Here is a 26,757-nt window from a genome sequence, read left to right as displayed (position 1 = left end):
CAATGTTCAAGTCAATTTTCTTCGTTATTCTCACCATGTCGTTGACCCTCGGGCTGGGCACTGCCTCAGCCGAAGCTGCTTCTATTACCGTCTATACCGCTGGACCTGGCAACCTCAGCAAGAAACTGGCGCTCGGTTTCGAGCGCAAGACGGGCATCAAGGTCGATCTGTTCCAGGCCACCACCGGCAAGGTGATGGCGCGTCTCGAAGCCGAGGCGAGCAATCCGCATGCGGACGTGTTGATCTCCGCTTCATGGGACACCGCGCAGGATCTGGAAAAACGCGGCTGGCTGCTCGACTATCAGAGCCCGAATGCCGCGCACGTGTCGCCCATGTTCAAAGGCCCCGCGTATGTCGCGCAAGGCATCTCCGCGCTTGGTATCGTGTGGAATACGCGCACCGGCAAGCCGGAGCCGCACGACTGGCGCGATCTCGCGGCGCCCGCCTATCGCAATCAGGTGACCACGCCGAATCCGGCGCTCTCGGGGGCCTCGCTCGATCTGCTGCTCGGCCTGCAGGATCGCCTGGGTGAATCCGCGTGGTCACTGTTCGACAGCCTGCACAAGAACGGCATGGTCGTGCTCGGTCCGAATGCGCAGGCCATCAACCCCGTGTTGCAAGGCGCGAAGTCGGCGGTATTCGGCGCGGTCGATTACGTGGCGTATGGCGCGGCCTCGAACGGCGAATCGGTCAAGGTGATCTTTCCGAGCAGCGGCACGGTGATCGCGCCGCGACCCATGATGATCCTCAAGACCTCGCACGTGCAGAACGAAGCACGCGCGTTCATCGACTACGTGTTGTCCGACGAAGGTCAGAAGCTGGTCGCCGACGCATGGCTGATTCCGGCGCGCGACGATATCGCCGGCACCCGTCCGCCGCTGAAAGATCTGAAGCTGCTGCCGCAGGACGACGGCTCGAACACCAAGACGCGTGCCGAAGTGCTCGCGCGTTTCAATGCGCTGTTCGGCGATCACTAATGGCTCGCGTGATGTTGCGCGCCGCGCCGCCCAGCGGTGCGCCGCGCGGCGGTTCGGCCTGGCTGCTGACGCCGCTGCTCGCCGCGCTCGCCGTGCTGATCGCGTTGCCGATCGGCTTCGTCGTGTTGCAGGCGATCTTTCCGTTGCTCAACCGCGGCTCGTTCGCGCATCCGTTTAGCGCATTCGGCGCGGCGCTGGTGCGCGCCGATACCCTCCCCTTGCTCGGCAATACGGTGCGCTTCGGCGTGAGCGTCGCATTCGCCAGCGTGGCGCTCGGTTTGCCGCTTGGCGTCGTGCGTGGTTTGTTCCGGCTGCCGGGCGCGCGTCTGTGGGATCTGCTGTTTCTCGCGCCATTTCTGATTCCACCGTACCTCGCGGCGTTCGGCTGGATTCTGCTGCTGCAACCGAGCGGCTATCTCGAACAGTTGACCGGCGTGAATCTCGGCCGCTTTCTGTTCTCGTTCAACGGTGTGGTCGCGGCCATGACGCTCGGCGTGTTTCCGGTCGTCTACTTTTCGGTGTCGCGCACGCTGGCCGCGTTGGGCGGACGCCTCGCCGACGTGGCGCGCGTGTTCGGCGCGGGCCCGTGGCGCAGTTTCGCGCGCATTACGTTGCCGTTGATGCTGCCCGCCATCGCCGCCAGCGCGTTGCTAACTTTCACGATGGCGATCGAAGAATTCGGCGTGCCGTCCGCGCTCGGTTCGCGTGCCGGTTTCAGTTTGATGGTGACGTCGATCGAAGAACGCTTCTCCGACTGGCCGATCGATCTGCCCGGCGCTTCGGTGCTCGCGCTGCTGCTTGCATTGCTTGCGTTAGCGGCCTTTGTGCTGCAACGGCGAGTGCTCGCGGGCCGCGACTTTGAAACGCAGACCGGCAAACCCACCGCAACGTTACGGCGCGAATTGGGCCGCTGGCGTTGGCCGGTGCTTTCGATGTTCGGCTTCGTTGCGCTATGCGCCGCGATCGCGCCGTTGTTCGCGATCGTCACGACAGCGTTTTCGCGCACACTGTCGGGCGGTTTCGCGATCAACAACCTCACGCTCGCGCACTTCAAGGCGCTTTCCGCAGGCAGCGACGGCGCCAGCGCGCTCGGCACGAGTCTCGCGCTTGCCGCCGCGACGGCGTTAGTGACGGGTGGCTTGGGTTTTCTCAGCGCATGGGTCGTCGTGAAAACGCGCCTGCGGGGCCGTGCCGCGCTCGACGCGTTGACGCTGCTGCCGCATGCGCTGCCCGGCATTGTCGTCGGCGTGGGGTTGATTCTGGCGTGGAACCTGCCGATCTGGCCCGTCACGCCGTACAACACGTGGGGCATTCTGCTGCTGTCGTACAGTTGCCTGCTGTTGCCGTATCCGATTCGCTATACGAGCGCGGCGTTGCGTCAGCTCGGTTCGGGACTCGAAGCCGCGGCGCGCGTGCATGGCGCGACGAGCGCACGCGTGTTGCTGAGGATCGTATTGCCGCTGGTTGCGCCGGCATTGATATCGTCCGTAATGATCGTGTTCGCGGTCGCTTCGCGTGAGCTGGTGACGTCGTTGCTACTCGCGCCGAGCGGCGTGCAAACCGCGTCGATCTTTATCTGGCAGCAGTTCGAGCAAGGCTCGATCGGTGACGGAATGGCGATGGGCACCGTGACCCTGTTGATCAGCGGCGCGTTGCTCGGTTGCGGCGCACGCTGGGCGAAACGTTTCGACGACGCAGCTTGAATGTGATTAGAGGCGAGTGCAATGAGTTGATCAGTTTCACTGCACTCGCCTGGGTCCTGCGCTAATACCGTGGCCTTTGCATTAACGCAGAACCGCCCTACCGTCCTACTGCCTTACTGCCCGCAGAACGTCGGCTGATACTTGTACACCCATGCGGTCTTCGTCGAACTCGGCGACTGCACCCAGTTCGTCATGCCCTGAATCACGCTGAACATGAGTTGCGAACGCGAGGTCACCTTGTCGGTGAAAACACCGTCGCTGTTCACGTCGACCTCGAAAGAAATCTCGGCCAGCGCGGGCGTCGTCGACCCGTTCGCGTACCAGACCGTCATCGTGAAGTCGGCATCTTCCTGACCGAGATCGCTGACCGCGCCGTCGTACGTGACTTCATGAATCGACAGGCCGCTCACCGGCACCAGCGTTTGAGTGCTGATGCTGTCGAACACGTGCGTGGTCGGGAACAGGTCCTTGATGTCGCTCAGATGATTGATGTTCTTCGAGTCCGACAGCGGTTCGTTGGTGGAATGCGAATAGGTCTGGTTCGACGGCGGCGTGATGTCGTCTTCGAGTTTGCTCTTCGCCTTCGATGAGCTGCCGCTCACGTCGGTATTCGCTGAGGTCGTCTGGTTCGGCGAGCCGAACTTCAGTTCGATATTGCGGCCACTGCTGTCGTCGCGTTCGCGCATCGAATAGCCGGCCTGCTTCACCGCGCAAGTGCCCGGCGAATCGTAGTACAGCACGGTGCGATCGTTGTCGACCGCGAAGCTGCCGGTGACCGTACGATCGAAGCCGTTCGCCGCGAGACTCGCCTGCAGGTCTGTGAGAAAGCGATTGGCCGCATCCGCCGGCTGGCTCGCGAAACTCGCGGGGTTGAGCAGTACTTTGTATTCACGACTGCCCACCGACGGTGTGCCCGCGTGAGCGACGCTGCTTGCGCATAGCAAGGCAACGGTTCCTGCATGATGCCATCTGATCTTTGTCATTTCGGTTCTCATGGATTGAAAGGGTACAGCCCCTCCAATCTACGAGTACCGAGTGACAACGCAGTGAAGCGAAGCGATTCAGAATCCGATTCCGTGAGACCGGTTCGCGTTGCAGCGAGCCGGCGTTTACCTCACTGTCGCGTCGCGCTCCGATCTGAACGGCGCTCCACGAAACGCCTCACGTAATCGTCCGCCGGACGCGTCAGAATTTCGTCGGGCGTACCCTGCTGCACCAGCTTGCCGTCCCGCAGAATCGCGATGCGATTGCCGATTCGCAGCGCCTCGTCGAGATCGTGCGTGATAAACACAATCGTCTTCTTCAGCGTGGCCTGCAATTGCAGCAACTGATCCTGCATCTCCGTGCGAATCAGCGGGTCGAGCGCGGAGAACGCTTCGTCCATCAGCAGCACGTCCGTATCCGCGGCAAGCGCACGGGCGAGGCCGACACGTTGACGCATGCCGCCGGACAACTCGTCGGGATAGTGCTCGTCGTAACCGTTGAGGCCCACTTTGCCGAGCCACACGCGCGCCTTGTCGTTGGCCTGCGCGCGGCTCTCACCGCGTACGCGCAATGCGTACGCGGTATTGTCGAGCACGGTTTGATGCGGCAGCAGCCCGAAGTTCTGGAACACCATGCTGACCTTGTAGCGGCGCAGTTCGCGCAAGCCCTGCGCGCCGAGCTTGATGACGTCGGACCCGTCGATCACGATCTCGCCCGCGGTCGGTTCGATCAGCCGGTTGAAGTGGCGCACCAGCGTCGACTTGCCGGAGCCGGAAAGGCCCATGATCACGAAAATTTCACCCGAACCGATGTTCAGGCTGACGTCGTTGAGGCCGACATTGCAGCCGGTTTGCGCGAGCACGTCGGCTTTGCCTTTACCGCCGCGCAATAGATCCAGCACGCGCGCGTGACTCGTGGGCGGCCCGAACAGCTTGTACACGTGTTTGACTTCGATCGCTGCCATCTCGCTCTCCTGGTGCTTTGCTCTGAATCGACTAATGGGCTATTGAGCTATCGGGTGCGGCAATTACTTCGCCGCGCGGGTTTCGAGTCCGCTTTCCGCCGCGCCCTGCTCGTTCGCCTCCACGCTACTCACGCGATAAGGAATCCGCGAGGCCGCCTTCGCCTTTTTACGCTGCGCGAACAGACGCCGCGTGCGACGGTCCTGCCCATAGCCCTGACTGATACGGTCGATCACGATCGCGAGAATCACAATGGCAATGCCGGCCTGCATGCCCTTGCCCACGTCGAGCGTCTGAATCCCGGCGAGCACGTCTTCGCCGAGACCGCGCGAGCCGATCATCGAGGCGATCACCACCATGGAAAGCGCCATCATCGTGGTCTGGTTGATGCCGGCCATGATGCTCGGGCGCGCCAGCGGCAACTGCACGTTGACCAGCAATTGCCAGCGCGTGGTGCCGAAGGCGCGCGCCGCCTCGACCACTTCGCCATCCACGTGACGAATGCCGAGATCGGTCAGGCGAATCAGCGGCGGCAACGCGTAGATGATCGTCGCGAGAATCGCCGGCACCTTGCCGAGACCGAACAGCATCAGCACCGGGATCAGATAGACGAAACTGGGCAGCGTCTGCATCACGTCGAGCGTGGGCAACAGCACGCGACGCAACCACGCGCTGCGCGAGGTCAGAATGCCGAGCGGCACACCGAACGACACCGATAGCACGGTGGCCACCAGCATCAACGCAAGCGTCTGCATCAGCTTTTCCCACAGCCCAAAGCAACCGATCGCATACAGCAGCAAGATAAAGAACCCGGCGATGGTCAATCGCCGGGTCGCATTCCACGTGATCGCGCCGACCGCGAGCAGGATCAGCCACGGCGGCAACGCGCGCAGCGCGCCTTCGAGCGGCACCAGCACATAGCGCAACACGGTAATGCTGAACTGATGAAAACCGTCGCCGTAGCGGGTCACGAACGATTGCACGGCGTCGTTCACCCAGTCGGCAATCGAAAGATGCAGAAAAAACGAATTCATGATCAAGCCTCCACGGCAAATGGACAGCGGGTCAGCTCGCTCTCGCATCTGCGGTCGGGCGTGAAGCCGCGAGAACCTCACGCCGTCGAAATCGGTCGGACGTCACAACGGTCCGGCACTTCGCTATCGCACTCAGCTATCGATCAGGCGCCGCTGAGTCCGGCCTGCACTTTCGACGCGACGTCTGCCGGTACCCATTGCTTCCACATCTCCGGATGCTCGCGCAGGAATTGCGTGGCCATGGCCGAACCATCGAGTTTCTTCGTGCTCATTTCGAGGATCGTGCTGTTCAGAAAGTCCATCGGAAACTTGACCTTGTTGAGCATGGACACGAGTTGCGGGTCGGCGTCGTAGAACGGCGTGGACACGCCGACGGTGACATGCGAAACCATGTACGACGACGCGCACTGCGACGTGCTGCTCTCGTCGCGCAAGGTCTTCCAGCAGGCGTCGTTATAGGGAGGCATTTTCAATTCGACGAACTTGTACTTCGCCATCAGCGCGGCCGGTCCCCAGTAATAGAACACGATCGGCGCGCCACGCTGATACGCGGAGGCGATCGCCGCATCCAGTGCCGCGCCGGTGCCCGGATGGAAGTTGGTATAGGTCGCGTCCAGATTCAGTACTTTCAGCAGACGCGTATTCACGCGCTCGCAATCCCAGCCGGTCGGGCAGTTGAGAAAGCGGCCCTTGTCCGGTTCCTCGTCGTCGGCGAATACGCTTTTGTATTTCGGCAAGTCGGTGACGGCAACGAGGCCCGGCGCGAGCGGTTTGATACCGCGTTTCGGATCGCCCTTCACCACGTATTCCGGCACGAACCAGCCCTCTTTCGTACCGCCCGGCAAGGTATCGCCGACCAGTTTCACGCTACCCGATGCGACCGCCTTCGCGGTGATCTCGCTGCGGCCGGTCCATTGTTCGGCCCACACCTGCACGTCGTTGTGCGCGAGCGCGGTTTCGGTGGCGGCGGTACTACCCGGCACGACGTCGGTCTTGCAGCCGTAGCCCTTCTCCAGAATCTGCCGCAATACTTCGGTCGCGAATGAACCGCTTTCCCATGTGATACCGGCAAAGTGGACGGTCTTGCCTTGCGCGCACCAGCTATCCGCGGCGTGCGCGGTCGTGCCGGTCAAGGCGATGGCGGCGGCGCATAGCACCGCGCGGAGTTGTCTGCATTGCATCGTGGATCACCCTTGGAGTAATGAATTGCATTGAATGGGTTGGCATGGGAAACGTCGGCCGCAATGTCTCCGAATGCGGCCGCGCTGAGCGTTCAGGCCAGCAGGCGTTTCTCGAATGGATAGTCGGACAGCAGTTCGACACGGCCGTCGTCACGCACGTAAACCTGCTCTTCCAGCTTGACCCCCTCACCGCCGGCTTCATGACCGATATAACTTTCGATGCACAGCGTCATGCCGGGCTCGATCACGCCGTCGTACCCCTTGGCCTCGTTATCCTCGCGATGGACGATGTACGGATATTCGCCCGTCATGCCCACACCATGCGCGAGCGCGAAATAGCGGCGCGCCTGATAAGGACCGGGAATCTTCCACGCCTTCGCGATGAACTCCTGGAAGGTCGTGCCGGCGCGCACGTTCTCCATATTCGAATGCACCTGCTCATAGGCGAGCGTGTAGAGCGTCTTCTGTGCCGTGGTGGCGGGCAGATCGCCACACAGGAAGGTGCGCGAGAAATCGGCGTAATAACCGAAGCGGCCCACGACGTCGGTATCGAGTCCGACGAGTTCACCCGCCTGGATCTTGCGTGGACTGCTTTCCTGGAACCACGGATTGGTACGCGGCCCCGAGCTGATCAGACGCGTCTCGACATAATCGCCGTCGGTCTCGATGATGTGCTTGTGCAGATACGACCACAGTTCGTTTTCGCTAATGCCCGGCACCAGCGCCGCTTCGAGCCGGCGCACACCTTCTTCGGCGGCACGCAGCGACGAGCGGATCATCTTGATCTCGTTGGGCACCTTGATCGAACGGGCGCGTTCCAGCGGTTCCTGCGCGTCGCTGATCTGATAGCCGCGCGCCTGCAGCGCGAAGGCCGCCGCCGAGGTCGCGCTTTCAATCGCGATCCGCTTGCCGCCGCCGCTTTGCCTGACGAGTTCGTCGATCTCGTCGGCCCAGCGCTCGGTGACGCGACCCAGCATGTCGTCACAGAAGTAGTAGGAAATCGCGGTAGCGGGTCGCACTTCGTCGACGGTGTCGAGGCCGTCGGCGAGGAAATCACAGCCCGCGTATTCAAACAGCACGACCTTGCCTTCGGCCGGCACGAACAGATAGCGCGCGGGATTGCGCATCGAATACACCTGCATGTTGCGCGAGCCGGTGGCGTAGCGCATATGCGTCGGGTCGAACAGGATCGCGGCGGTGAGGTCGCGCTTCTTCAGTTCACGGCGCACGGCGGCGAGCCGGTCGCGTTGAATCTGCGCGATTTCTTCCGCGGTCGGTTCGCAATCTTCCGGAAGATGAGTCGGGCGAATAATCGTCATGGTTTCTCGACAGGGGGACGGGGTTATCAGTTTGGTAAAGCGGTTTCAATCGACCAGGTTGTCGGCACGCACCAGCCTCTGTTCGGCTTCCAGGTGCATTTCAGAGACGCGCCCGTACAACTGCCGGGTTCGTTCGAGCCGGCCGATCACACCCGGCTTCTGCGAGTACGCGAAGATCGCCGTGTGACGTTCCACCGTGCCTTCCACCCGGGTGACGCGGTGTAGCGAAAAGCGCCCTTTGAACAGTTGCAGATCGCCCGGTTGCAACGTGATCACGTTGATCGGCGCGCGCGTCTCGCCACGCACCACGCTGCCCACGCCGCCGTAGTTCTCGCCTTCGGGCGAGCGGATATTCGGGCAGTACTCGAAGTCGCCCCCCGCTTCAGGCTGTTGCGTCATCATCGATACGATGAATTCGTTGGTGTCGTAGTGCCACGGCTGCTCGGTGCCGGGTGGCATGACGTTCTGCACCAGGCCGGCGTACGGGTCCGCGTATTCCCACACACGCGTTTCGCCGAGGCAGGTTGCGACGAACCGCTTCATGGCCTGCGCCACATAGATGCGATGCACGATCGCGTCGGCCGGAATTACGTCGCGGGTCACGAAGCCGCTGGTGCGGTCCATGAAGACGCGGCGCGGATCGTCGGTGGGCAGCGAGGGATCGTCCGCGGTGAAATAGGCGTTGACCTTACGGGTTGAAAAGTAGGTCTTGGCGGCCAGCGCCACGCCTTCGGCGCGCGCCTGGGCCAGCGCCTCGGGCCGCAGGAAGCCGTGCAGCACGGCACTGCCGTTGCCCGCCAGGTGGGCACGGCAGCTCGCCACCAGCTCGCGCATGCGCGGGTGGTCCGGATCGTGCAGCGGATAACGCCCGGTATCGACGATGTCGCTCAAATCGTTGCATTCGGCATCGGCAAGAGGAAGACTGACTGACACGGCGGGACTCCAGATTAGGGGTTCGGACTGATTTGTGACGCGAATTGTTTTCGACAACAATCACCTCACTGACGCCCCCATGTTTTGATCGCCAAATTTCTTTGGAAAGCGAGTAATTCCGATGGCTTCCATCAGCGGACCCGATTGGTCAAAACTGAGTTCTCTCGATCCCGAACTGGTGCGAGCCTTTGTGGCCGTGGTCGACAGCGGCGGATTCACCGCGGCGGCGAAGTTGCTGCACCGCACCCAATCGACCATCAGTCTGCGTATTCGTACGCTGGAAGAGCGGCTGGAAACGCACATGTTTCTGCGCAACAGCCGGCGGCTCGCGCTGTCACGCGACGGCGAAAACTTTCTGATTCACGCCCGCCGCATTATTCAGGTGCAAAACGAAGCGATCGCCGCACTGAACCGGAGCAATAGCGACGGCGTGATCCGTTTCGGCCTCCCGGAGGATTACGCGGAGCTCTGGCTGCCGGAGTTGCTGAAGAAGTTCTACGCGCTGCGGCCTGGCGCACGGCCGCATATTCATTGCCGGATGTCGCTCGAATTGCTGGAGCGACTGCAGGCCGGCGAACTGGATCTGGCGCTGGTGGTGCGGCACGGCTCGCAGACGAGCGGGCGGCATCTCGGGCGTGAAGAGGTGGTGTGGGCGGCGCACCGGGATTTCGTGCTGGAGCCCGACGCGCCCGTGCCGCTGGCGCTGTTTCCCGAGACCTGCTGCTACCGTCAGCGCGGACTTGAAGCGCTCGCCGCGTTCCAGCGGCAGTACCAGGTGGTGTACACCAGCCAGAGTCCGACGGGGATCAAGGTGGCCGTCAATCACGGCGCGGCCGTGACGATCATCGACCGCTGCACGTTGCCGGAGAACTGGCGTGTGCTCGGCGTGTGTGACGGCCTGCCGCTGTTGCCGGCGGCGGATCTCGAGTTGCATCGCTCATCGGTCAATCGCGATCCGGCGGTGGACGATCTCGCCGCGCTGATCGAAGCGATGGTCGAAGAACGCAGAAACGTGGCGGTCGGCGTGGCCGCTTGACGATGGAGTCCGCCTTTGCGATCTTCATTGCGAGGCGGTGACTTTTCCGGCGGCGCTGCACAGAGCGCCGCCGCGATTCATCGAAACAGTTAGCCAGACTTCACACGCTTCTTCTCTCTGGCGAAACCCTTCGCCTCTCCTCGAAGTACTTCGGATCGCCAACGTTTCACTGCGAGCTCGCGTTCTCCAGCGCTTGCTCCATCGGCGAAGCCGATTGATCCCATCAGAATTCCTCGCTTTGCAAAAAGTATTGGCCGGAAAATCATGCGACGGCCCCTAGCCAATCCACACTGGAGATCACATGAAAAAGAAAGTCATCGCCCTCGCCCTGCTGGGCGCCGCTTCCCCCGTGTTCGCGCAAAGCAGCGTCACGCTCTACGGCGTGATCGATGAAGGCATCGACTACACGAATAACGTCGGACACGGCAGCGTCGTCGAACTCGCCAGCGGTTATGCGCAAGGCAGCCGCTGGGGCCTGAAAGGCGCGGAAGATCTCGGCGGCGGACTCAAGGCGATCTTTCAACTCGAGAACGGCTTCGACCTGAATTCCGGCCGACTCAATCAGGGCGGCCGTATGTTTGGACGTCAGGCGTATGTGGGGATTAGCAGCGACAAATTCGGCACGGTGACGTTGGGCCGTCAGTACGATTCCGTGGTCGATTACCTCGCGCAGACAACCGCCAACGGCAATTGGGCCGGCTATCTGTTCGCGCATCCGTACGACAACGACAACACCGACAACTCGTTCCGCCTCGACAACACCATCAAATACGCGAGCCCCCAGTTCTCGGGTTTCCAGTTCGGCGGCACGTATAGCTTCAGCAACGATACGAACTTCGCCAATAACCGCGCGTATAGCTTCGGCGCGCAATACGCGACCGGTGGCCTGCTGGTCGCCGCGGCCTATTTGCAGGCGGACAATCCGGGCGTAGGCTCGAACGGCGCAATCACCGCGAACGACGCGAGCTTTATCGCCGAACGCATGCGCGTGTTCGGCGGCGGCATCAACTACACGTTCGGCTCGACGACCCTGGGCTTCGCGTACACCAACTCGAATTACCAGAACCCGACCGGCAATGGTTATATCGGCATTCCGCTCGCCGCGGCCGGCGTCACGTTGAACACGCTGAAGTATCAAAACTTCGAGGTGAACGCGAAATACCAGTTCACACCCGCGTTCTTTGTCGGCGCGCAATATGTCTACACGCTGGAGAACTACGACGCGTCGTCGGGCAGCGTGAAGCCGAAGATTCACTCGGTCGGTTTGATGGCGGACTACAACATCTCGAAACGCACGGACGTCTACGTGCAGGGCGAATATCAGAAGGTGGCCGGCAGTTCGACCCACTCGATTCTCGACGACGCGTTCATTCCCGGCGTGCAGTCGCCGTCGTCGACGCAGAATCAGGTCGTGGCGCGCGTGGCGCTGCGTCATAAGTTCTAAGGTCCGCTAAACCGCGGACGGCGCGCGCGACCGATTTAAGCCTGGGTGGTCGCGCCGCCACCCAACCGTTCTTCTCCCCCTGCCTGCATCGCCTTGACTCGACGCAGATATGAAGGTAACCTTTGTAGGTAACCTTCATATCTGTAAGCCATGAGTAAGAGCGATACCCCTGCCGCTTCACCTGCCTCGGCACCCAGTGCCGACGCCCTGCACACCATGGCGGAAGATCTGCGCGTGGTGACCGGCAAACTGCGCCGGCGGCTGCGCGAAGAAGCGCATATCGGCGACTTCACGCCGTCGCAGATTCAGGTCTTGAGTCTGCTGGAACGCGAAGGCTCCGCCACCGTCAGCGCCCTTGCGCGCCTGCACGGCATGCGCCCGCAATCCATGGGCGAAATGCTTTCAGCGCTGAAAGCCGCCGGACTAGTGACCGGCGCGCCCGATCCGAACGACGGCCGGCAAACGGTTCTCTCTCTCACCCCCGCTTTCCGCAAGAAGGTCAAAGCCAGCCGCGCGGCGCGCGAAGACTGGCTGTTCCGCACCATCCAGACGCGCTTTTCGGCGGCCGAGCAGCAGCAACTCGCTATCGGCGTCGACTTGCTCAAACGCCTCATCGACTCGTAACCCGCAGGAGAAACCCCATGGCACTCACCACTCTCGACGCAAAGACCGCACTGGTCGTGATCGATTTGCAGCGCGGCATCGTTGCGCTGCCCACCGCGCACCCCGCCGCCGAGGTCGTGCAACGCGCGGCGCTGCTGACCGAAGCGTTTCGCCGCCACGGTTTGCCGGTCGTGCTGGTCAACGTTGCCGGCGGCGCGCCGGGTCGCGCGGACCAGACGGGTCCGAAGGGTGACTTCCCGGCCGGCTTCGCGGACCTGATGCCTGAGCTGAACCAGCAGCCGTCGGATCACGTGGTCACCAAGCGAACGTGGGGCGCGTTCACGAACACCGATCTGCAGGCGTATCTGCAACAGCAAGGCGTCACGCAAGTGGTATTGCTCGGTGTGGCGACCAGCATCGGCGTCGAATCGACCGCGCGCTTCGCGCATGAACTCGGGCTGAACCTCACGCTGGTGGTCGACGCCATGACCGATATGCATCTGGACGCGCACAACAACACGCTCGCGCGCATCTTCCCGCGAATCGGCGAAACCGGCACGACGCAGGAAGTGCTCGATCTGCTCGAACAGTCCCACGCATGAGCGAGTTCGCCAGTCCGCGCGTAGCGCTGCTCGCCACTCGTTTCTCCACAACGGAAACGATCCGGTGACAGGTACTTTCCGTTCGCTGCGCACGTTCAATTACCGGGTCTGGGCTAGCGGCGCGATCGTGTCCAACATCGGTACGTGGATGCAGCGCACGGCGCAGGACTGGCTCGTCCTCACCGAACTCACGCATCACAACGCGACGGCCGTCGGCATCGTCATGTCGCTGCAGTTCGGCCCGCAAATGCTGCTATTGCCGCTCACCGGCTATGCGGCCGATCACTTCGACCGCCGCAAGCTGCTGTTCATCACACAGGCGGCAATGGGCTCGCTGGCGCTCGGCCTCGGGCTCCTCACCGTCACCGGACTCGTGCAGCTTTGGCAGGTGTACGTGTTCGCGGGTTTGCTCGGCTGTGTGACCGCGTTCGATTCGCCCGCACGTCAGACTTTCGTATCCGATCTGGTCGGCGAAGAAGATCTCTCCAACGCGGTCGGGTTGAATTCCACGTCGTTCAACGCCGCGCGGATGATCGGGCCGGCGGTCGCGGGGCTATTAATTGCCTCGGTGGGAACCGGCTGGGTGTTTCTGATCAACGCGCTCTCGTTCGTCGCCGTACTCGGTTCGCTGCGCATGCTGCGGCTCGACCAGTTGTATCTGAAGCCACGCGCGAAACGTGCGCGCGGCAGTTTCGTGGAAGGCTTCAAGTATGTATGGACGCGTCCCGATCTGAAGGCCGCGTTGTTGATGCTGTTCCTGATCGGCACGTTCGGGCTCAACTTCCCGATCTTCATTTCGACCATGTCGGTCACCGCGTTTCATGCGGGCGCGAGTCAATATGGTCTATTGAGTTCGACCATGGCGATCGGCTCGGTGACCGGCGCGCTGCTCGCGGCGCGTAGGTCAAAACCGCGCATGGCGCTGCTGCTCGGCGCAGCCGCGGTTTTCGGTGTGGGCTGCACGGTGGCGTCGTTGATGCCGAACTACGTGCTGTTCGGTATCGCGCTCGTCCTGATCGGCATGTCGACGCAGACCTTTACCACGTCGACCAACAGTCTCGTGCAACTCTCCACCGAGCCCGCCATGCGTGGCCGCGTGATCGCGATCCTGCTGGCGATTGCGCTGGGCGGCACGCCGCTCGGCGCGCCGGTAGTCGGCTGGGTTGCGGACCGCTTTGGGCCGCGTTGGGCACTCGGCGTGGGGGCGGCGTCGGGGTTCGCGGCGGCGCTGGTGGGGTTGATGTATCTGGTGAAGTACCGGCAGTTGCGCGTATATGTAGAGGGTGGACGGTTGCGCTATACGATCGACGATCCTCGCCAGGCGCCGGCTTATGTGAGCCCGGCTACGGCGGTGCAGAACGCGGTGTTGAACGAGGCCGAAGAGGATACGTCGTCGAGCGTGTGAGGATGAAGCGGCGACGAGCGGGTATTTGACGTAGCCGCTGTCCGTCGCCGTGTTCGGGAGTCAGCAAACTCGTCTCGTCTCGTCGAGGCCGACTCATTCAGCACTGGTTTCAACCGGTGTTCGATTCATCGACACCAAGGCTCGTGGCGAGTGCCTTGAGTGCTTCCGCGTCAGCCGTGCCGATCATGACGACCAGCGCGATAAAGATGGCTGCCGGCGCTTCGTTTCTCCGCTGCAGCGGTGTGTTGCCATCGTTCAGCGACACGCCGAACATCGTCTCTTCCGCCGTACAAATCACCGACACCACGCCCTGGATAATCATCAGATCGAGTTGCATGCAGTCGATCCGTTCAAGCGTCGACCACGTCATATCCGACTGACGCACGATGTCGTCCCAACCCACCGCTAGCTGCGAAGATGTATAGCGGGAAATCTCTCGTCCCTCGTCATCGACCCACATCCAGTTTTCGTGCGATGGAGAAGTGAGCCAATGCCCTGTTGTCAGGGTCCACGGCGCGTGACGGCTTAACCAGCTACGATTTACGTCGGCGGCGAAATCGGCCACGTTCAGGCGTACCATTTCTTGCTTGTCGGTCATGATGTGCTCTCGTTGTCGGACTGGGTCCAGTTTGTTGCGCCATAGCGGCTATCGGCAAAGACCGGCATGATTTCTCCGGCTTCGAAATGGTGACGACTGTCCGCCTTCGCGGGGGTTTGCCACCATCCTGCTTCGGGGCATGGACTACCGCCAGGTACGCCGTGGCGAACGGGTTTATGTTCGACGGGGTATGGGACGATGGTTGGCGGTTCGGGGATGGGCGGCGCAACGGGTAGATCGAAGCGCGCTGTCCACGTTTGTGCATTCTTCGTATCCGCGTGTGGAAGATACCGGTCGTATAGGCGAAGGCCGTCCGGTTTCGGGTCGCGTAGTACACGTAAGACGCTGTTCACGAAGACGTATGGTTCGGGTAGACCTTCTTCGGGCGCGCCGAGACGCGGGAAATCACCCGCACGAATCAGTAACGACGATCCGATATGTGCGATGTTGATGTCGGGGCGGTCGAGTGCTTTGCGTAGTGCGGCTTCGCCGCCCAAGCGTTCAACGAATAGTTCGCCGAGAATCGTGTACCAGCTGACGCCCTTGATGAAGCCCCACCGACCAACCTTTGCTCCGGGGTGTAGGCCCGGATAAAAAGCAGTCATGTGGTCGAGAGACTCGCCTTCGTAGGAAATTGGGTCGTATTCCTGCGATTGCAGATGTGCGCTGCTGTCTACTTCGAGTCCGCTAAAGCGTTTGGCGAGTGCCCATTCGTGCGGTGCATAACGGTGATAGCTGTAGGCAAGAATCGGGGCTAGTCCACCATAGCCACCGTGCACTACAAGCTTTTCACACACATAGCGCAAGAATCCTTCATATTGCGTGATGCCGTCCTCTATGGTGACCAAATCCATCGGCAGATTGAATTTCAGATACGACAGACCTGACTCTTGACCCTTGGATGCTGTCCAACCTTTCGGGGAAACATAGTCCTCATCTGCCGCGATGCCGGTTAATGTCTTGATGCTATATTCCGCAGCGGTGTCTTGATCGGTAGAGCTAGAACGAAGCACGCTGACCTGCTCGTGTGACGGAGTCTCAAGAATGGCTCGCCGAATCTTCTCCACACCGGCAAAGGTTCGCTTCGTGAATTTGCCGAGATCAGCATCCTTTCCTCCCTTCAGATGCTCACCAAACATTTCCTCGAAGCGGTCGAAGCAATCGAGAATGGCTTGACGCACAGCCGGTTGAGAACCGCGCTCAAAGTACACCGTGCCAATCACACCCGGCAGCACGCCCATGCTGTTATCCGCACGGCACACGCTCAAATCTTCCTTATAGCGTGCTAGCGCCTGCAAGGGCGTCAATATGGGTTTTGAATCACGAAATGTCATCGTCTGTTCTGTATCTGTTGGTGCTATCAAAGGACTAACCAGCCGACGTAACCACTGTCACTCGCGCTAACCAGACTACGATTCAAGTCCGACGAAAAATCGGCCTTCGTTCGACGTACCATCCCTTGTCTGTCCGTCATCATGTACTCTCGTCTTCAGACCAGATCCAGTTTGTTGCGCCCCATCTGCTGCCCGCAAAGACCGGCATGATTTCTCCCGTTTCGAAATAGCGACGACTGTCCGCCTTCGCGGGGGTTTGCCACCATCCCGCTTCGGGGCATGGATTACCACCCGGCACGCTATGGCGAACGGGTTTACGTTTGACGGGGTACGGCACGATAGTCGGCGGCTCGGGAATGGGCGGCGCATCGGGTAGATCGAAACGCGCTGTCCAAGTCCGTGCATTCTTCGTATCCGCATGCGGAAGATACGGGTCGTATAGATGCAGGCCATCCGGCTTCGGGTCGCGCAGCACACGCAATACGCTGTTCACGAAGACATATGGTTCGGGTAGACCTTCTTCGGGTGCGCCGAGACGCGGGAAGTCACCTGCACGAATCAGTAATGACGACCCGATATGTTCGATATGGATGTCGGGGCGGTCGAGTGCTTTGCGCAGTGCGGCTTCGCCGCCAAAACGCTCCACAAAGAAATCGCCGAGAATCGTGTACCAGTTCACGCCTTTGATGAAACCCCACTCGTTGACTATAGCGCCGGGGTGCAGGTGATCGTACGTTGCGGTCGGATCGTCCCTGGATTCGCCTTCATATGAGGCGGGGTTATAGGTATCGATCGATAGATGCGCAGTGCTGTCGATTTCCAGCCCACTGAATCGGCTAGCAAGTGCCCATTCCTGCGATGTATAGCGGTGATAGCTATAGGGAAGAATCGGAGAAAGTCCACCGTAACCGCCGCGTACAACCAACTTTTCACATACGTAACACAGGAAATTTTCGTACTGCGCGATGCCCTCTTCCGTCGTCACCAAATCCATCGGCACATTGAATTTTAGATACGACAGGCAGGACTCTTTGCCCTTGGCTACTTTTAATCTCCCTGTGGGCGAAACATAGTCGAAGTTTGTCGCGACACCGGTTAGCGTTTTGATGTTGTATTCAGCGGCCATGTCCTGACTGGTTGCGCTGGAACGAATCGCGCTGACTCCGAGGTGTGACGGAGTATCAAGAATAGCGCGCCTTATCTTTTCGACACCGGCCGCGGTACGCTTGGTGAAATTACTGAGATCGATATCTTTGCCCCCCTTCAGATGCTCGCCGAACATTTCCTCGAAACGGTCAAAGCAATCGAGAATGGCTTGACGCACGGCCGGCTGGGCACCACGCTCGAAATTCACCGTGCCAATTACACCCGGCAGCACGCCCATACTGTTATCCGCAAGGCGCACACTCAAATCTTCCTTGTAGCGTGCCAGCGCCTGCAAGGGTGTCAATACGGGTTTTGAATCACGCAGCGTCATAGTCTGTTCTGTATCTATTGAGTCTATTGAAGGATTAGCCAGCCGACGCAACCACCGTCACGCCGAGCCCCAAGGCGAGTGCCGCAAGCGCTTCTGCACTAGCCGCAGAAACAATCGCGGCCAGCGCAGTGAAGATTGCGACCAGTACCGGAGCAAGCAAGACGACAATTGCGACGCCAGCAACCACGACGACAATTGCAGCCAGCACCTTGAGCGTAGTAATGGCGACTTGTGCCCAATCAATCTGCTTCAGAAATTCCCAAGTCATGTCGGTGGTGCGAACAATCTCATTCCAACCGGCCCGTAACTGCTCCATCGTGTAGCGATAAATCTCCTGCCCTTTTTCATCAACCCATACCCATGCGTCACTCGCCTTATCCGCGACCCATTGACCAGCCGTGAATATCCAAGGTGCCTGTTCGTGGAGAAAAGCGCTCGTTTCTTCTGACAGGTAGGTGTAGCCGCGATGAACAGCATCCCATACCGGCGCGACCGCGTCGGCAACATCTTCGGCGTGCCGTTCCGCCGACGACCACCAGTCCTCATACCAGACCGGCTCAGTCACGGGCGCAATCGTGCGGATAGGCACGCGTTGTCGTTGCCTTCCATTAGCAGACTGCGGAGCAGGTACGTTTGCCAAGGCACGCTGACGCACTTTCTCCAACTCGCCATTACAATCGCTTACGTCAATCACCGTCATGCGATTTTTGAAGTTGCCTGCAATGATCTGATAGGCCGTCTCTTGGTCCTCATTCCAACGATCCCCCGGAAACTTGATCTCTACCAGTCGTAACATGTTATCGACATGAGGCTTACTGTCCTGATCGACGTCACCACGACCGGGCCATCTGTCCGCCGGATTCTTTACGATAATCACGTCGGGGCGGCGGAGATAGCCAGGTTTCATTCCCGGCGGAAACGGATTCAAACTGTGACGCCGACCTGGCCCCTCTGTCTTGTCACCGCTCAAAAATGGAATCGGAGCAACGATCTTGTTCGATGCAAAATACGGCGACATATCAAAGCTCACCTCCGCCTTGTACTGCCAGTAAAACAACGCCTTCGTTTCATCGTAGCGAATCGCCAGTGTCATCGCGACCTGCTTCAACAAATTGACCGTCGTCTTACCATCCGGCAACCGGATGTACACGATCTTCGGCATCTGCAACGCGTGCTCGACCTTCTCCTGTAAATAACCCTTTTTTCCTGGCGGAATACGCGCGTATTCCGGTTTCTCATTGATCGTCGTGCAAGTCGACCCTGCTTCTTTAAGCGACGCCCCCATGCTATATAGCCTCCTGTCTTATTCAATCGTTACCGGTATCGCCCAGATAGTCGGCTTCAATATCCGCCTGCCCACCACCCGCAAACGTCCAGGGCTTCACCTCAGCCGAATCCTGTTCAAGCGCCCGCAAATTCACATCCTGCGCACTGGACGTAAACACCGGCACCGTCTCCCCCAGATCATTCGTGCGCGCCGACAACATCCGACCGGAAGGCAGCTTCAATTCATAAGGGTGGTGAATCATCGGCGCGCCGTCCGTTTCGCTTTCCAGAACGTACTGCGCCTGATACGGCGGTCTGAACATCGGCAGAAGATAGGGCTCACCGCCCGGCCCCTCGAAGCTGTACTGACTGCCCTTGAAAGAGATCTCGCCGGGCGCCTGAATGTTGACCTTGCCGCCAGCTAACTCGATATAACCTTCGCCAGACGACAGCCGGATGCCGTCCAGCGCCGCGATATCGACTTTCCCCTTGATTGCCAGCAGCTTGATCACCCGCTCGGCGATCAATTCGATATCGTCGTCGTGAGCCTGAATCCGGACGGACCCCTTGGCGGCGAACAAATCGATTCCGCTTCGCTGTGCGAACAAACTGATCTTCTCGACCGCACCCGCAATGAACGACTTTCCCGTCGCCACGAAAGTACTCAGGCCACTCGCGAGATTGATGTGCCGATCGGCAGTGGTATGAATGGAAGCCTCGCTCGAAAAACCAATGTGCTCCGGGCTTCCGAGCGCCAGCAGCGGTTTGGAAAACACATTCGCATTGCCGGTGCCGCCACCGGCTGTCCGCCCTCCCTTCGAAGTGCCTGACACGCTGTGCCGCGTCGCATCGGAAAAGTCTTTCAGTTCCTGATGCCCCGGATTCAGGCTTTCGGCCTGAATCTGTTCGCTCGCGTCGGCCAAGGTTTCGAGCAGACTTGCCGAATTGCCGAGTTGCTCCTGCGTCTCGCGCGCATCGAGCGGCTGGCTGCCCGACGGTTTCGCATACGTGCTCACATACAGGCCGCGATTGGCTCGTATCGCGCCCCATGCATCGGTTTTCAGGTCGAAGCCGGAGCCGAGATAGTCGCCGCGTGTATTGCCGCTCTGATCGATCAGGTAGCCTATTTGCAGCAGAGTTATGCCGTTGCTGCCGCTATTCAACAATTGAGCGCGTGTCTGGCCCGTCGCATCGTCCATGACGAAGTGACTGAAATCCGAGCCGTGATATTCCTTCGACCGGTAGCCCGAAAGAATGCCGTTCGTGTGCCACGCCGGACGCACCGCTCCGTTGTAGACCCGATGGACAGCAAGCGGTCTGTCGCAATCCCCGCCGACGTGATCGACGATTAACTCTTCGCCTACTCGCGGCACATGCACGCCGCCGTAACCCGCGCCGGTATCGGCCTGCGCGGCACGAATCCAGCATGACGCGCCCGCGTTGCCGGGGTTGTGCCGGTCCCACAAAAACACCACCTTGATACGGTTCAGTTCGTCCGTGTAGACCTCTTCCCCCTTCGGCCCGACCACAATCGCGGTCTCGAGATGCATCACCGGCTTTTTATGGTCGAACGGGCTGCGATACGGCACCGTTGTACGCTGCGCTTCGATCTCGACCAGACAGCATCCTTCACTGCCATCGAAGTGACGAATCTTCAAGGACTCGTCGTCGGTGCGTCCCGCCATCGCCTGTTTCAACTCGCGTTTCAGACTGTGCGGATAATCCTGCTCCTGACGCGAGACGGGCAGATTGTTCTCGAGGTAGCGCCATACCTTGAGCGCAACGAATTGCCGCTGCTCTTCCGGCTCGCGATCGTGTTCGGGATGATCCACCAACTGGAAAACGCGGCCCGCATCGATACCGGGCAGTCCGCCCACGCCATGAAACCGCTTCGCGCGCGACTCCCATTCTTCGACACGAATCTTCGACAGCGCATGGCCCCGCTCGCTTTCCCGGTACGTGTACGAGCCGGTGTAGTCGAAGATTTCGGCTTGCCGCGGCAACGCACCCTGATTCGGGCGAGCGTGAACAAGCGTGCCTTTCGGACGGGACGGACTGGGCGGATTCTTGTAATCGGAGGTACGTGTCGCATACGCGGCGCTTTGCAGCGTGCGCGAACCCGTCCACAGCGTGAGCGCGTCGACGTCGCTGCCGCATCTATCGGATCGGTAGTAGCGCACGGGCGCGATCTCGTCGACGTACCGAAGATTGTCCGTAATAACGAACGTATGCGATTGCCCGTCAGCGCTGTACCGGAAGAATCCGTATAGCCCCTCCGACTCCATCAGTCGGTGGACGAAATTCCAGTCGGTTTCGCTCTGACGGCAATACGACAGCAACGGCAAGGATCGCGATAGCGCGAAGGTGAATTTGCCCTGCGCCTGCGGGTGCTCGTTGAATACGTCGCTGAGGATGTCGTCGACGGATCGGTCCTGCCAGATCCGCATGTCGCTGCGCAAGCGCAGAAAATGCAGCCATGACGCGACGCTAATCTGATAGCTGGTCAGATCGCCGTTAGTACCGAGTCGCCGGAAGCGATGAACATAGCCGTTGATAGGCAAATAGGATTTGTCGGCCTGCTGAATCCAGAGCGTCATCGGCTGAGACATCAGCTTCTTGAGTTCGATATCGCTGTCGACCGAGACCATGTCGATCGTGACGCTGAAATCGCGACCGAGTTCGGCAACCGTCACAGCCCGGCGTGGTAATAGCGTGTTGGCAGGCAGCGACGGAATATCCGTTTTTAGCAGTCGCTCGTGCTGGATCAGATCGCTGCGAATGGCCTGAATCAAATCGGTTAGCTTCATTCTCTATGCCCAATTTTGTCTCCCTCGGCTCGCGCTGCCAATGCTAACGGGCCAGAAGGCGCGATTCTACGTAGGACGCGATGACGAAATTGACGAGGCAAAGATGAGAAATTTCAGAAAGCAACCTGATTCAATGCATAACGAATATCTAGCCTATTTCCAGGCCTCAAATGAAAAAAAGCCACGCCTGATTCAGGCGTGGCTTTCTCACTACAGCAATACTTTTTTATTCTCTACCGATTACTTCGCTACCGGCATCGTGAATTCCGCACCCTTCGCGATGCTATCCGGCCAGCGCTGCATGATGCTCTTGTAGCGCGTATAGAAGCGCACGCCCTCTTCGCCATAAGCATGATGATCGCCGAACAGCGAGCGCTTCCAGCCGCCGAACGAGTGCCACGCCATCGGCACCGGAATCGGCACGTTGATGCCGACCATGCCGACCTGAATCTGGCGGCCAAACGCGCGTGCCACGCCGCCGTCCGACGTGAACAACGACACGCCGTTGCCGAACTCATGCGCGTTGATCAATGCGACCGCGCTCGCGAAATCGGGCACGCGTACCACTGCCAGCACTGGGCCGAAGATCTCTTCCTGATAGATCTTCATTTCGGTCCCGACGTTATCGAACAACGTGCCGCCGATAAAGAAGCCGGCCTCATTCGCCACCGGGTGCGTGCGCCCGTCGACGATCAGCTTCGCGCCTTCCTCCACGCCCGAAGCGATATAACCGGCCACCTTGGCCTTATGTTCAGCGGTCACCAGCGGGCCCATCTCCGCATCGAGATGCTCGCCGTTCTTGATCACCAACGACTTGACGCGCGGCACCAGCTTCTCGATCAGCGTGTCGGCGACATGGCCGACCGCCACCGCCACCGAAATCGCCATGCAGCGCTCGCCCGCCGATCCGTAGGCCGCGCCGATCAACGCGTCGACCGCCTGGTCCAGATCCGCGTCCGGCATCACCACGAGGTGATTCTTCGCGCCGCCGAGCGCCTGCACGCGCTTGCCGCGCTTCGACGCTTCCGCGTGAATGTATTCGGCAATCGGCGTGGAGCCGACGAACGACAGCGCCGCGACGTCCGGGTGCTCGATCAGCGCGTCGACCGCCGCCTTGTCGCCGTTCACGACGTTGAACACGCCGTCGGGCAGACCGGCTTCCTTCAGCAACGCCGCGATACGCAGCGACGCGGAAGGATCGCGCTCGGACGGCTTCAGCACGAACGTATTGCCGCAAGCCAGCGCGACCGGGAACATCCACATCGGCACCATGACCGGGAAATTGAACGGCGTGATGCCCGCGACCACGCCGAGCGCCTGACGCAGATTCCAGTTGTCGATGCCGCCGCCGATCTGGTCGGTGAAGTCGGTCTTCAGCAGGTTCGGAATGCCGCATGCGAACTCGACCACTTCGATACCGCGCACCACTTCGCCTTGCGCGTCCGTGAACACCTTGCCGTGTTCGCGCGTGATCAGCATGGCAAGTTCGTCGTGATGCTGGTTCAGCAATTCCTTGAACTTGAACAGAATGCGCGCGCGCTTGAGCGGTGCGGTTTCACTCCAGGCCGGGAATGCGGCTTTGGCGGCCTGCACGGCGGCGTCCACTTCCTCGACCGAAGCCAGTGCAACCGAACCGGTCACCCTGCCGGTGGCCGGATTGAACACGTCCTTGAAGCGGCCGCTGGTCGCCGCAACCGGCGCGCCGCCGATAAAGTGGCCCAACTGCTGCACCGACAGCTTCGCCTGCTCGTTCACTGCATTCATGTCCTTACCTCGGGTTCGGGATCGGCCGCGACGCAGGTCGGGTTCCCGGCCGCAGGCAAAAAGATCAGGCTGAGTCGCGCCGCGCGCGAGCGGTGTTCCGCTCGCCGGCAGGCTCGCCAAGACTTGCAAACTGTATCGACGGCGCCGGTCGGATTCCCGATACAGCGCAATAAAACCGCGCCTCACTGTATTGTTTTTTGTGCGGCAACTGTATTGGTCCGGCGGGTGTGCCGGCTGACGCAATCAGCGCCAAAGCTCCGTCAGCTCGTTGGCCAGCACCATCTTCTCGCGAACCCGTTCGATGAACGCTGTATCGGTCGCGCCCTGCGCCTTGAGGAATTTCAGCGCGGCGGAGTGAACGGTACGCATGGACCGTCCGTCGATGCCGGTAATGCGCGACGCGCTACGCCGCGTCTCGTCCACCAGGTCGCGCGCGCTACTGAAGTCGGGCGACAGACCACTGTGCGTCTCGAACGCGGCGCGTAAGCCGGCCGCGTAGTCGCGCGACTGCCCGAGCTGGTCCATATCGACCAGCAGATCCACGCCGTCGGCCATCCGCAACGCACAAAGAATCCACAACGCCACGAAGGCCCGGTACGCGTTATGGGCTTCCGCGCTGCGCGCATATTGTTCGCACGCCAGCGCGTACGCATCGTCCGAGGTGGGCGCGACGGGCGGCAGGCTCACGCCGCAGACGGCAATCGCCTCCCTGACCAGCGGGTCCGTCTGATTCAAACCCAGCACGCGAAACGGCGCCGCGACAAAAAATGCATTGCTCCACTGCTGACTGAGCAGCCAGCCCGACGCGAACTGCGACGCGGGATTGCGCAACACACCCACATGCATGGCTTGCGGAAAGGCCTGCTTCAGCCACGGCAAGCGGCCCGATGAACGGCAGAACTTGAAGACCGGCACACGTTTTTCTTCGAGCGTGCGCTCGGAAAGAGTGCGCAAATAGGCCTGCAACGCGGGGAATTCCGCATCCGGTGCGATGGCGAAACGATCGATGCCGAAGCGCTTTCTATATCCCTCGACACCCCGCGCGCCTTCGTGAAGAAACGGCCGGTATTCGTCGAAATACGGCGCGGCGAGCGGCGGATGACCGGATGTCAGCGTGGGACGCGACGCGGCAACATCCGCGAGGCTCAGGTCCGCGAGCACGTTGCTGAGCGGTTCGTAGAAACCGGTTGCCGTGTCGAGCGCGCGCAGGCGCGACCAGACCCACGTTCCCGCGCTACGCCAGCCCGTATGCAGAAATACCCCTTGTTTCAGGGGATTTTCTTGCACGGTAGCGTCCGGTTGCACGGCCGGATCGTTCGATGAAGCGGCGCCTGACGGATTGGCTGAAGACGACATGAGACTTCTCTTCCAGTAAAAGCGGCAGCGAGGCGATGGAAAATGGACGCGGCCTGCGCCGCTTCAATCCTGGCGCCCACTTTAGCGGGTCAAGCTGTCGACCGCGTTACAGAAGCATCACTTTACCTTGCAACGCCGGCCGTGCATGTTGGGCGGCGCAGACAGCACGGTGGTGGAAACCGTGTGTCCCAAACCGCTAAAACGGTTTGAAGCCCGTTGAAAGGCTTTAAGCTGCCAGATTCCAGCATTCAACCGTCGCCGATATGAACGATTCGACCGATATCCGTTTCCTGCTAACCATTCGCGACAGCGGCAGCCTGATCGCCGCGGCGCGAAAACTGGGGCTATCGCCGTCGGCGGTGACACAGCGTCTTCAGCAACTCGAAAAGAAGTTGGGCACGCAACTGGTGAACCGCACCGCGCGCCGCCTGCAATTCACGGAAGAAGGCACCTTGCTGTGCGAACGCGGCGCCGAACTGGTCCAGCAGTTCGACGCCTTGTTCGACGATTTGCAGATGCGCCGCGGCGGCTTGATAGGCACACTGAAAATCAACGCGCCGCTCGGTTTCGGCCGGCGCCACCTCGCGCCGGCGATTGCGGCCTTCCAGCAGGAGAATCCGGATATCGACGTAGCGCTCACGCTCTCCGACCAGCCGTTGACCGAGACCATGGATCGCTTCGACATCGTCGTGCATATCGGCGAGCTGCCGGTGTCGAACCGGGTCGGCTATACGATCGCGCCGAATGCGCGCTTCGTCTGCGCGGCGCCCGCACTGATCCGCCGCGTCGGTGCGCCGGCGTCGCCCGAAGAACTGAGCCGGCTGCCCTGCATCGTGCTGCGCGAGAATAACGAAGACGTCACGCTCTGGCAGTTCAGCAAGGGCCGCGCGCGTCACAGCGTACGCATGGCGCCGCGTATGAGCTGCAACGACGGCGACGTGATCCGCCAGTGGGCCTGCGAAGGTCGCGGCGTGATTCTGCGCTCGGAATGGGATGTCGCCGACGACCTCGCCAAAGGCAAGCTGGTGCGTTTGCTGCCAGGCTGGAAAACGCCGGATGCCAACGTGGTCGCGCTCACGCACCAGCGCGCCGGACTGCCCGCACGCACCCGTCATTTCATGCAGTATCTGCAAGGCCGCTTCAGGCCGCTGCCGCCGTGGCGGCGCTGAATATCAAAGCACGGTGGCTGGGTTGCATGGTCGCAGGAAGATTCAGTCTGGCTGAATCTATGAGTAAAGCCGGCTAAACGCCACGGTGCCGATGCAAATCTATAATCGGTTCACACTCAAAGCCGGGCACATCATGACCGACACATCCGCACCCGCCGCCTACCCGAAAGCGGTGCTCTTCGACCTTCTGACCGCGCTGCTCGACTCATGGACGTCGTGGAACCACGCCGCCGGGTCCGAGACAACCGGCCGCGCATGGCGGGCCGCCTACCTGCGTCTGACCTACGGCTGCGGCCACTACTTTCCGTATGAACAACTGGTGCGCGACGCGGCCAAAGAAGTCGGCCTGCCCGAATCCGCGCCGCTCGCGCTCGAAGCCGACTGGATAAAGCTTGCGCCCTGGAGCGGCGCCGTGGACGCGTTGCAGGCGCTCGCGCCGCATTGCAAACTGGCGGTGGTCACCAACTGCTCCGCGCGCCTCGGCAAGCAGGCGGCGAATCTGTTCCCGGTTCACTGGGACGCCATCGTGACCGCCGAAGAAGCCGGCGTGTACAAACCCGATCCGCTGCCCTACCGGCTCGCCCTCGACCAACTCGGCGTGCAAGCGCACGAAGCCGCGTTCGTCGCGGGCTCCAGTTACGACATGTTCGGCACCGCCGCCGTCGGCTTGCGAACATACTGGCACAACCGCGTCGGCTTGCCGCTCGTCAGCGGCGCGCAGCCGCCCGAGATCGAGTCACCCGCGCTAGATCTGCTGACGCCGTGGCTGCGCCGCTTCGGCGCGAACTGAACTCACGCTTTTT

Annotated in this window: 22 protein-coding genes; 9 read left to right on the top strand and 13 right to left on the bottom strand. The window is 60.8% G+C overall.

What is annotated here, in order from left to right:
* Positions 1-2 precede the first annotated feature (2 nt).
* Both FA94_RS25160 and FA94_RS25155 read left to right on the top strand, forming a co-directional pair.
* Entirely contained in the window at positions 3-977 is a 975-nt protein-coding gene (locus tag FA94_RS25160) for an ABC transporter substrate-binding protein (protein WP_035556302.1), read from the top strand.
* Positions 977-2,680 (top strand): ABC transporter permease, encoded by a 1,704-nt coding sequence (locus tag FA94_RS25155; protein WP_051980733.1) that lies wholly within the window; start codon positions 977-979, stop codon positions 2,678-2,680. The genes FA94_RS25160 and FA94_RS25155 overlap by 1 nt, the downstream gene beginning before the upstream one ends.
* A 113-nt stretch (positions 2,681-2,793) precedes the next feature.
* Here the strand turns inward: FA94_RS25155 and FA94_RS25150 are convergent, their stop codons facing one another.
* The 6 genes from FA94_RS25150 to FA94_RS25125 all read right to left on the bottom strand — a co-directional run bounded on the left by FA94_RS25150 (position 2,794) and on the right by FA94_RS25125 (position 9,093).
* On the bottom strand, positions 2,794-3,663 hold the full coding sequence (locus FA94_RS25150) for a hypothetical protein (RefSeq protein ID WP_156126701.1): 870 nt from the start codon (positions 3,661-3,663) through the stop codon (positions 2,794-2,796).
* A 131-nt stretch (positions 3,664-3,794) separates the two neighbouring features.
* The gene (locus tag FA94_RS25145; protein WP_051980731.1) at positions 3,795-4,628 is read right to left on the bottom strand and encodes a quaternary amine ABC transporter ATP-binding protein; all 834 of its coding nucleotides are present in this window, start codon (positions 4,626-4,628) and stop codon (positions 3,795-3,797) included.
* 63 nt (positions 4,629-4,691) lie between these two features.
* Positions 4,692-5,660 (bottom strand): ABC transporter permease, encoded by a 969-nt coding sequence (locus FA94_RS25140; RefSeq protein WP_035556298.1) that lies wholly within the window; start codon positions 5,658-5,660, stop codon positions 4,692-4,694.
* Positions 5,661-5,803: 143 nt separating this feature from the next.
* Positions 5,804-6,841 carry an ABC transporter substrate-binding protein gene (locus FA94_RS25135; protein WP_035556296.1) on the bottom strand — a complete coding sequence of 346 codons (1,038 nt, stop codon included), beginning with the start codon at positions 6,839-6,841 and terminating at the stop codon, positions 5,804-5,806.
* A 92-nt stretch (positions 6,842-6,933) separates the two neighbouring features.
* Positions 6,934-8,160, bottom strand: a complete 1,227-nt coding sequence (locus FA94_RS25130) for a M24 family metallopeptidase (RefSeq protein WP_035556294.1) — start codon at positions 8,158-8,160, stop codon at positions 6,934-6,936.
* Positions 8,161-8,205: 45 nt separating this feature from the next.
* On the bottom strand, positions 8,206-9,093 hold the full coding sequence (locus FA94_RS25125) for a HalD/BesD family halogenase (RefSeq protein ID WP_035556292.1): 888 nt from the start codon (positions 9,091-9,093) through the stop codon (positions 8,206-8,208).
* A 121-nt stretch (positions 9,094-9,214) separates the two neighbouring features.
* Here FA94_RS25125 and FA94_RS25120 point away from each other — a divergent pair, with 121 nt between their 5' ends.
* The 5 genes from FA94_RS25120 to FA94_RS25100 all read left to right on the top strand — a co-directional run bounded on the left by FA94_RS25120 (position 9,215) and on the right by FA94_RS25100 (position 14,183).
* The gene (locus tag FA94_RS25120; protein WP_035556290.1) at positions 9,215-10,129 is read left to right on the top strand and encodes a LysR substrate-binding domain-containing protein; all 915 of its coding nucleotides are present in this window, start codon (positions 9,215-9,217) and stop codon (positions 10,127-10,129) included.
* A 301-nt stretch (positions 10,130-10,430) separates the two neighbouring features.
* Complete coding sequence (locus FA94_RS25115; protein WP_035556288.1) at positions 10,431-11,573, top strand: porin; 1,143 nt, start codon at positions 10,431-10,433, stop codon at positions 11,571-11,573.
* 150 nt (positions 11,574-11,723) lie between these two features.
* Positions 11,724-12,197, top strand: a complete 474-nt coding sequence (locus FA94_RS25110) for a MarR family winged helix-turn-helix transcriptional regulator (RefSeq protein ID WP_035556286.1) — start codon at positions 11,724-11,726, stop codon at positions 12,195-12,197.
* A gap of 17 nt (positions 12,198-12,214) precedes the next feature.
* Entirely contained in the window at positions 12,215-12,778 is a 564-nt protein-coding gene (locus FA94_RS25105) for an isochorismatase family protein (protein WP_035556284.1), read from the top strand.
* A gap of 64 nt (positions 12,779-12,842) precedes the next feature.
* Positions 12,843-14,183 (top strand): MFS transporter, encoded by a 1,341-nt coding sequence (locus FA94_RS25100; protein WP_035556282.1) that lies wholly within the window; start codon positions 12,843-12,845, stop codon positions 14,181-14,183.
* 109 nt (positions 14,184-14,292) lie between these two features.
* Here the strand turns inward: FA94_RS25100 and FA94_RS25095 are convergent, their stop codons facing one another.
* From FA94_RS25095 to FA94_RS25065, 7 genes are all read right to left on the bottom strand, one after another.
* The gene (locus FA94_RS25095) at positions 14,293-14,781 is read right to left on the bottom strand and encodes a hypothetical protein (RefSeq protein WP_035556280.1); all 489 of its coding nucleotides are present in this window, start codon (positions 14,779-14,781) and stop codon (positions 14,293-14,295) included.
* Positions 14,778-16,115, bottom strand: a complete 1,338-nt coding sequence (locus FA94_RS25090) for a type VI immunity family protein (protein ID WP_035556277.1) — start codon at positions 16,113-16,115, stop codon at positions 14,778-14,780. The genes FA94_RS25095 and FA94_RS25090 overlap by 4 nt, the downstream gene beginning before the upstream one ends.
* A 139-nt stretch (positions 16,116-16,254) precedes the next feature.
* Positions 16,255-17,592 (bottom strand): type VI immunity family protein, encoded by a 1,338-nt coding sequence (locus FA94_RS25085; RefSeq protein WP_035556275.1) that lies wholly within the window; start codon positions 17,590-17,592, stop codon positions 16,255-16,257.
* A gap of 34 nt (positions 17,593-17,626) precedes the next feature.
* Positions 17,627-18,877, bottom strand: coding sequence for a VRR-NUC domain-containing protein (locus tag FA94_RS25080; RefSeq protein WP_035556273.1), 1,251 nt, complete (start codon positions 18,875-18,877; stop codon positions 17,627-17,629).
* Between the two features lie 22 nt (positions 18,878-18,899).
* Positions 18,900-21,665 carry a type VI secretion system Vgr family protein gene (locus tag FA94_RS25075; protein ID WP_035556271.1) on the bottom strand — a complete coding sequence of 922 codons (2,766 nt, stop codon included), beginning with the start codon at positions 21,663-21,665 and terminating at the stop codon, positions 18,900-18,902.
* A 240-nt stretch (positions 21,666-21,905) separates the two neighbouring features.
* Positions 21,906-23,429 (bottom strand): CoA-acylating methylmalonate-semialdehyde dehydrogenase, encoded by a 1,524-nt coding sequence (locus tag FA94_RS25070; protein ID WP_035556269.1) that lies wholly within the window; start codon positions 23,427-23,429, stop codon positions 21,906-21,908.
* 243 nt (positions 23,430-23,672) lie between these two features.
* Positions 23,673-24,785: a hypothetical protein gene (locus FA94_RS25065; protein WP_231585028.1), complete on the bottom strand. Its 1,113-nt coding sequence runs from the start codon at positions 24,783-24,785 to the stop codon at positions 23,673-23,675.
* Positions 24,786-25,048: 263 nt separating this feature from the next.
* On the opposite strand from FA94_RS25065, the gene FA94_RS25060 reads away from it, so the two are divergent.
* On the top strand, positions 25,049-25,954 hold the full coding sequence (locus FA94_RS25060; RefSeq protein ID WP_035556268.1) for a LysR family transcriptional regulator: 906 nt from the start codon (positions 25,049-25,051) through the stop codon (positions 25,952-25,954).
* Positions 25,955-26,087: 133 nt separating this feature from the next.
* The gene (locus tag FA94_RS25055; protein ID WP_035562981.1) at positions 26,088-26,744 is read left to right on the top strand and encodes an HAD family hydrolase; all 657 of its coding nucleotides are present in this window, start codon (positions 26,088-26,090) and stop codon (positions 26,742-26,744) included.
* The last annotated feature ends 13 nt before the right edge of the window (positions 26,745-26,757 follow it).

This window comes from Burkholderia sp. 9120, assembly GCF_000745015.1.
Taxonomy (GTDB): domain Bacteria; phylum Pseudomonadota; class Gammaproteobacteria; order Burkholderiales; family Burkholderiaceae; genus Paraburkholderia.
The sequence above is the reverse complement of the archived record's forward strand: the minus strand, read 5'-3'. Positions and strand labels throughout refer to the sequence as shown.

Excerpts from the sequence above, each read along its gene's own strand:
- FA94_RS25160 (WP_035556302.1), top strand. The coding sequence starts at position 3 with ATGTTCAAGTCAATTTTCTTCGTTATTCTCACCATGTCGTTGACCCTC.
- FA94_RS25155 (WP_051980733.1), top strand. The coding sequence starts at position 977 with ATGGCTCGCGTGATGTTGCGCGCCGCGCCGCCCAGCGGTGCGCCGCGC.
- FA94_RS25150 (WP_156126701.1), bottom strand. The coding sequence starts at position 3,663 with ATGACAAAGATCAGATGGCATCATGCAGGAACCGTTGCCTTGCTATGC.
- FA94_RS25145 (WP_051980731.1), bottom strand. The coding sequence starts at position 4,628 with ATGGCAGCGATCGAAGTCAAACACGTGTACAAGCTGTTCGGGCCGCCC.
- FA94_RS25140 (WP_035556298.1), bottom strand. The coding sequence starts at position 5,660 with ATGAATTCGTTTTTTCTGCATCTTTCGATTGCCGACTGGGTGAACGAC.
- FA94_RS25135 (WP_035556296.1), bottom strand. The coding sequence starts at position 6,841 with ATGCAATGCAGACAACTCCGCGCGGTGCTATGCGCCGCCGCCATCGCC.
- FA94_RS25130 (WP_035556294.1), bottom strand. The coding sequence starts at position 8,160 with ATGACGATTATTCGCCCGACTCATCTTCCGGAAGATTGCGAACCGACC.
- FA94_RS25120 (WP_035556290.1), top strand. The coding sequence starts at position 9,215 with ATGGCTTCCATCAGCGGACCCGATTGGTCAAAACTGAGTTCTCTCGAT.
- FA94_RS25115 (WP_035556288.1), top strand. The coding sequence starts at position 10,431 with ATGAAAAAGAAAGTCATCGCCCTCGCCCTGCTGGGCGCCGCTTCCCCC.
- FA94_RS25110 (WP_035556286.1), top strand. The coding sequence starts at position 11,724 with ATGAGTAAGAGCGATACCCCTGCCGCTTCACCTGCCTCGGCACCCAGT.
- FA94_RS25105 (WP_035556284.1), top strand. The coding sequence starts at position 12,215 with ATGGCACTCACCACTCTCGACGCAAAGACCGCACTGGTCGTGATCGAT.
- FA94_RS25095 (WP_035556280.1), bottom strand. The coding sequence starts at position 14,781 with ATGACCGACAAGCAAGAAATGGTACGCCTGAACGTGGCCGATTTCGCC.
- FA94_RS25090 (WP_035556277.1), bottom strand. The coding sequence starts at position 16,115 with ATGACATTTCGTGATTCAAAACCCATATTGACGCCCTTGCAGGCGCTA.
- FA94_RS25085 (WP_035556275.1), bottom strand. The coding sequence starts at position 17,592 with ATGACGCTGCGTGATTCAAAACCCGTATTGACACCCTTGCAGGCGCTG.
- FA94_RS25080 (WP_035556273.1), bottom strand. The coding sequence starts at position 18,877 with ATGGGGGCGTCGCTTAAAGAAGCAGGGTCGACTTGCACGACGATCAAT.
- FA94_RS25075 (WP_035556271.1), bottom strand. The coding sequence starts at position 21,665 with ATGAAGCTAACCGATTTGATTCAGGCCATTCGCAGCGATCTGATCCAG.
- FA94_RS25070 (WP_035556269.1), bottom strand. The coding sequence starts at position 23,429 with ATGAATGCAGTGAACGAGCAGGCGAAGCTGTCGGTGCAGCAGTTGGGC.
- FA94_RS25065 (WP_231585028.1), bottom strand. The coding sequence starts at position 24,785 with ATGTCGTCTTCAGCCAATCCGTCAGGCGCCGCTTCATCGAACGATCCG.
- FA94_RS25060 (WP_035556268.1), top strand. The coding sequence starts at position 25,049 with ATGAACGATTCGACCGATATCCGTTTCCTGCTAACCATTCGCGACAGC.
- FA94_RS25055 (WP_035562981.1), top strand. The coding sequence starts at position 26,088 with ATGACCGACACATCCGCACCCGCCGCCTACCCGAAAGCGGTGCTCTTC.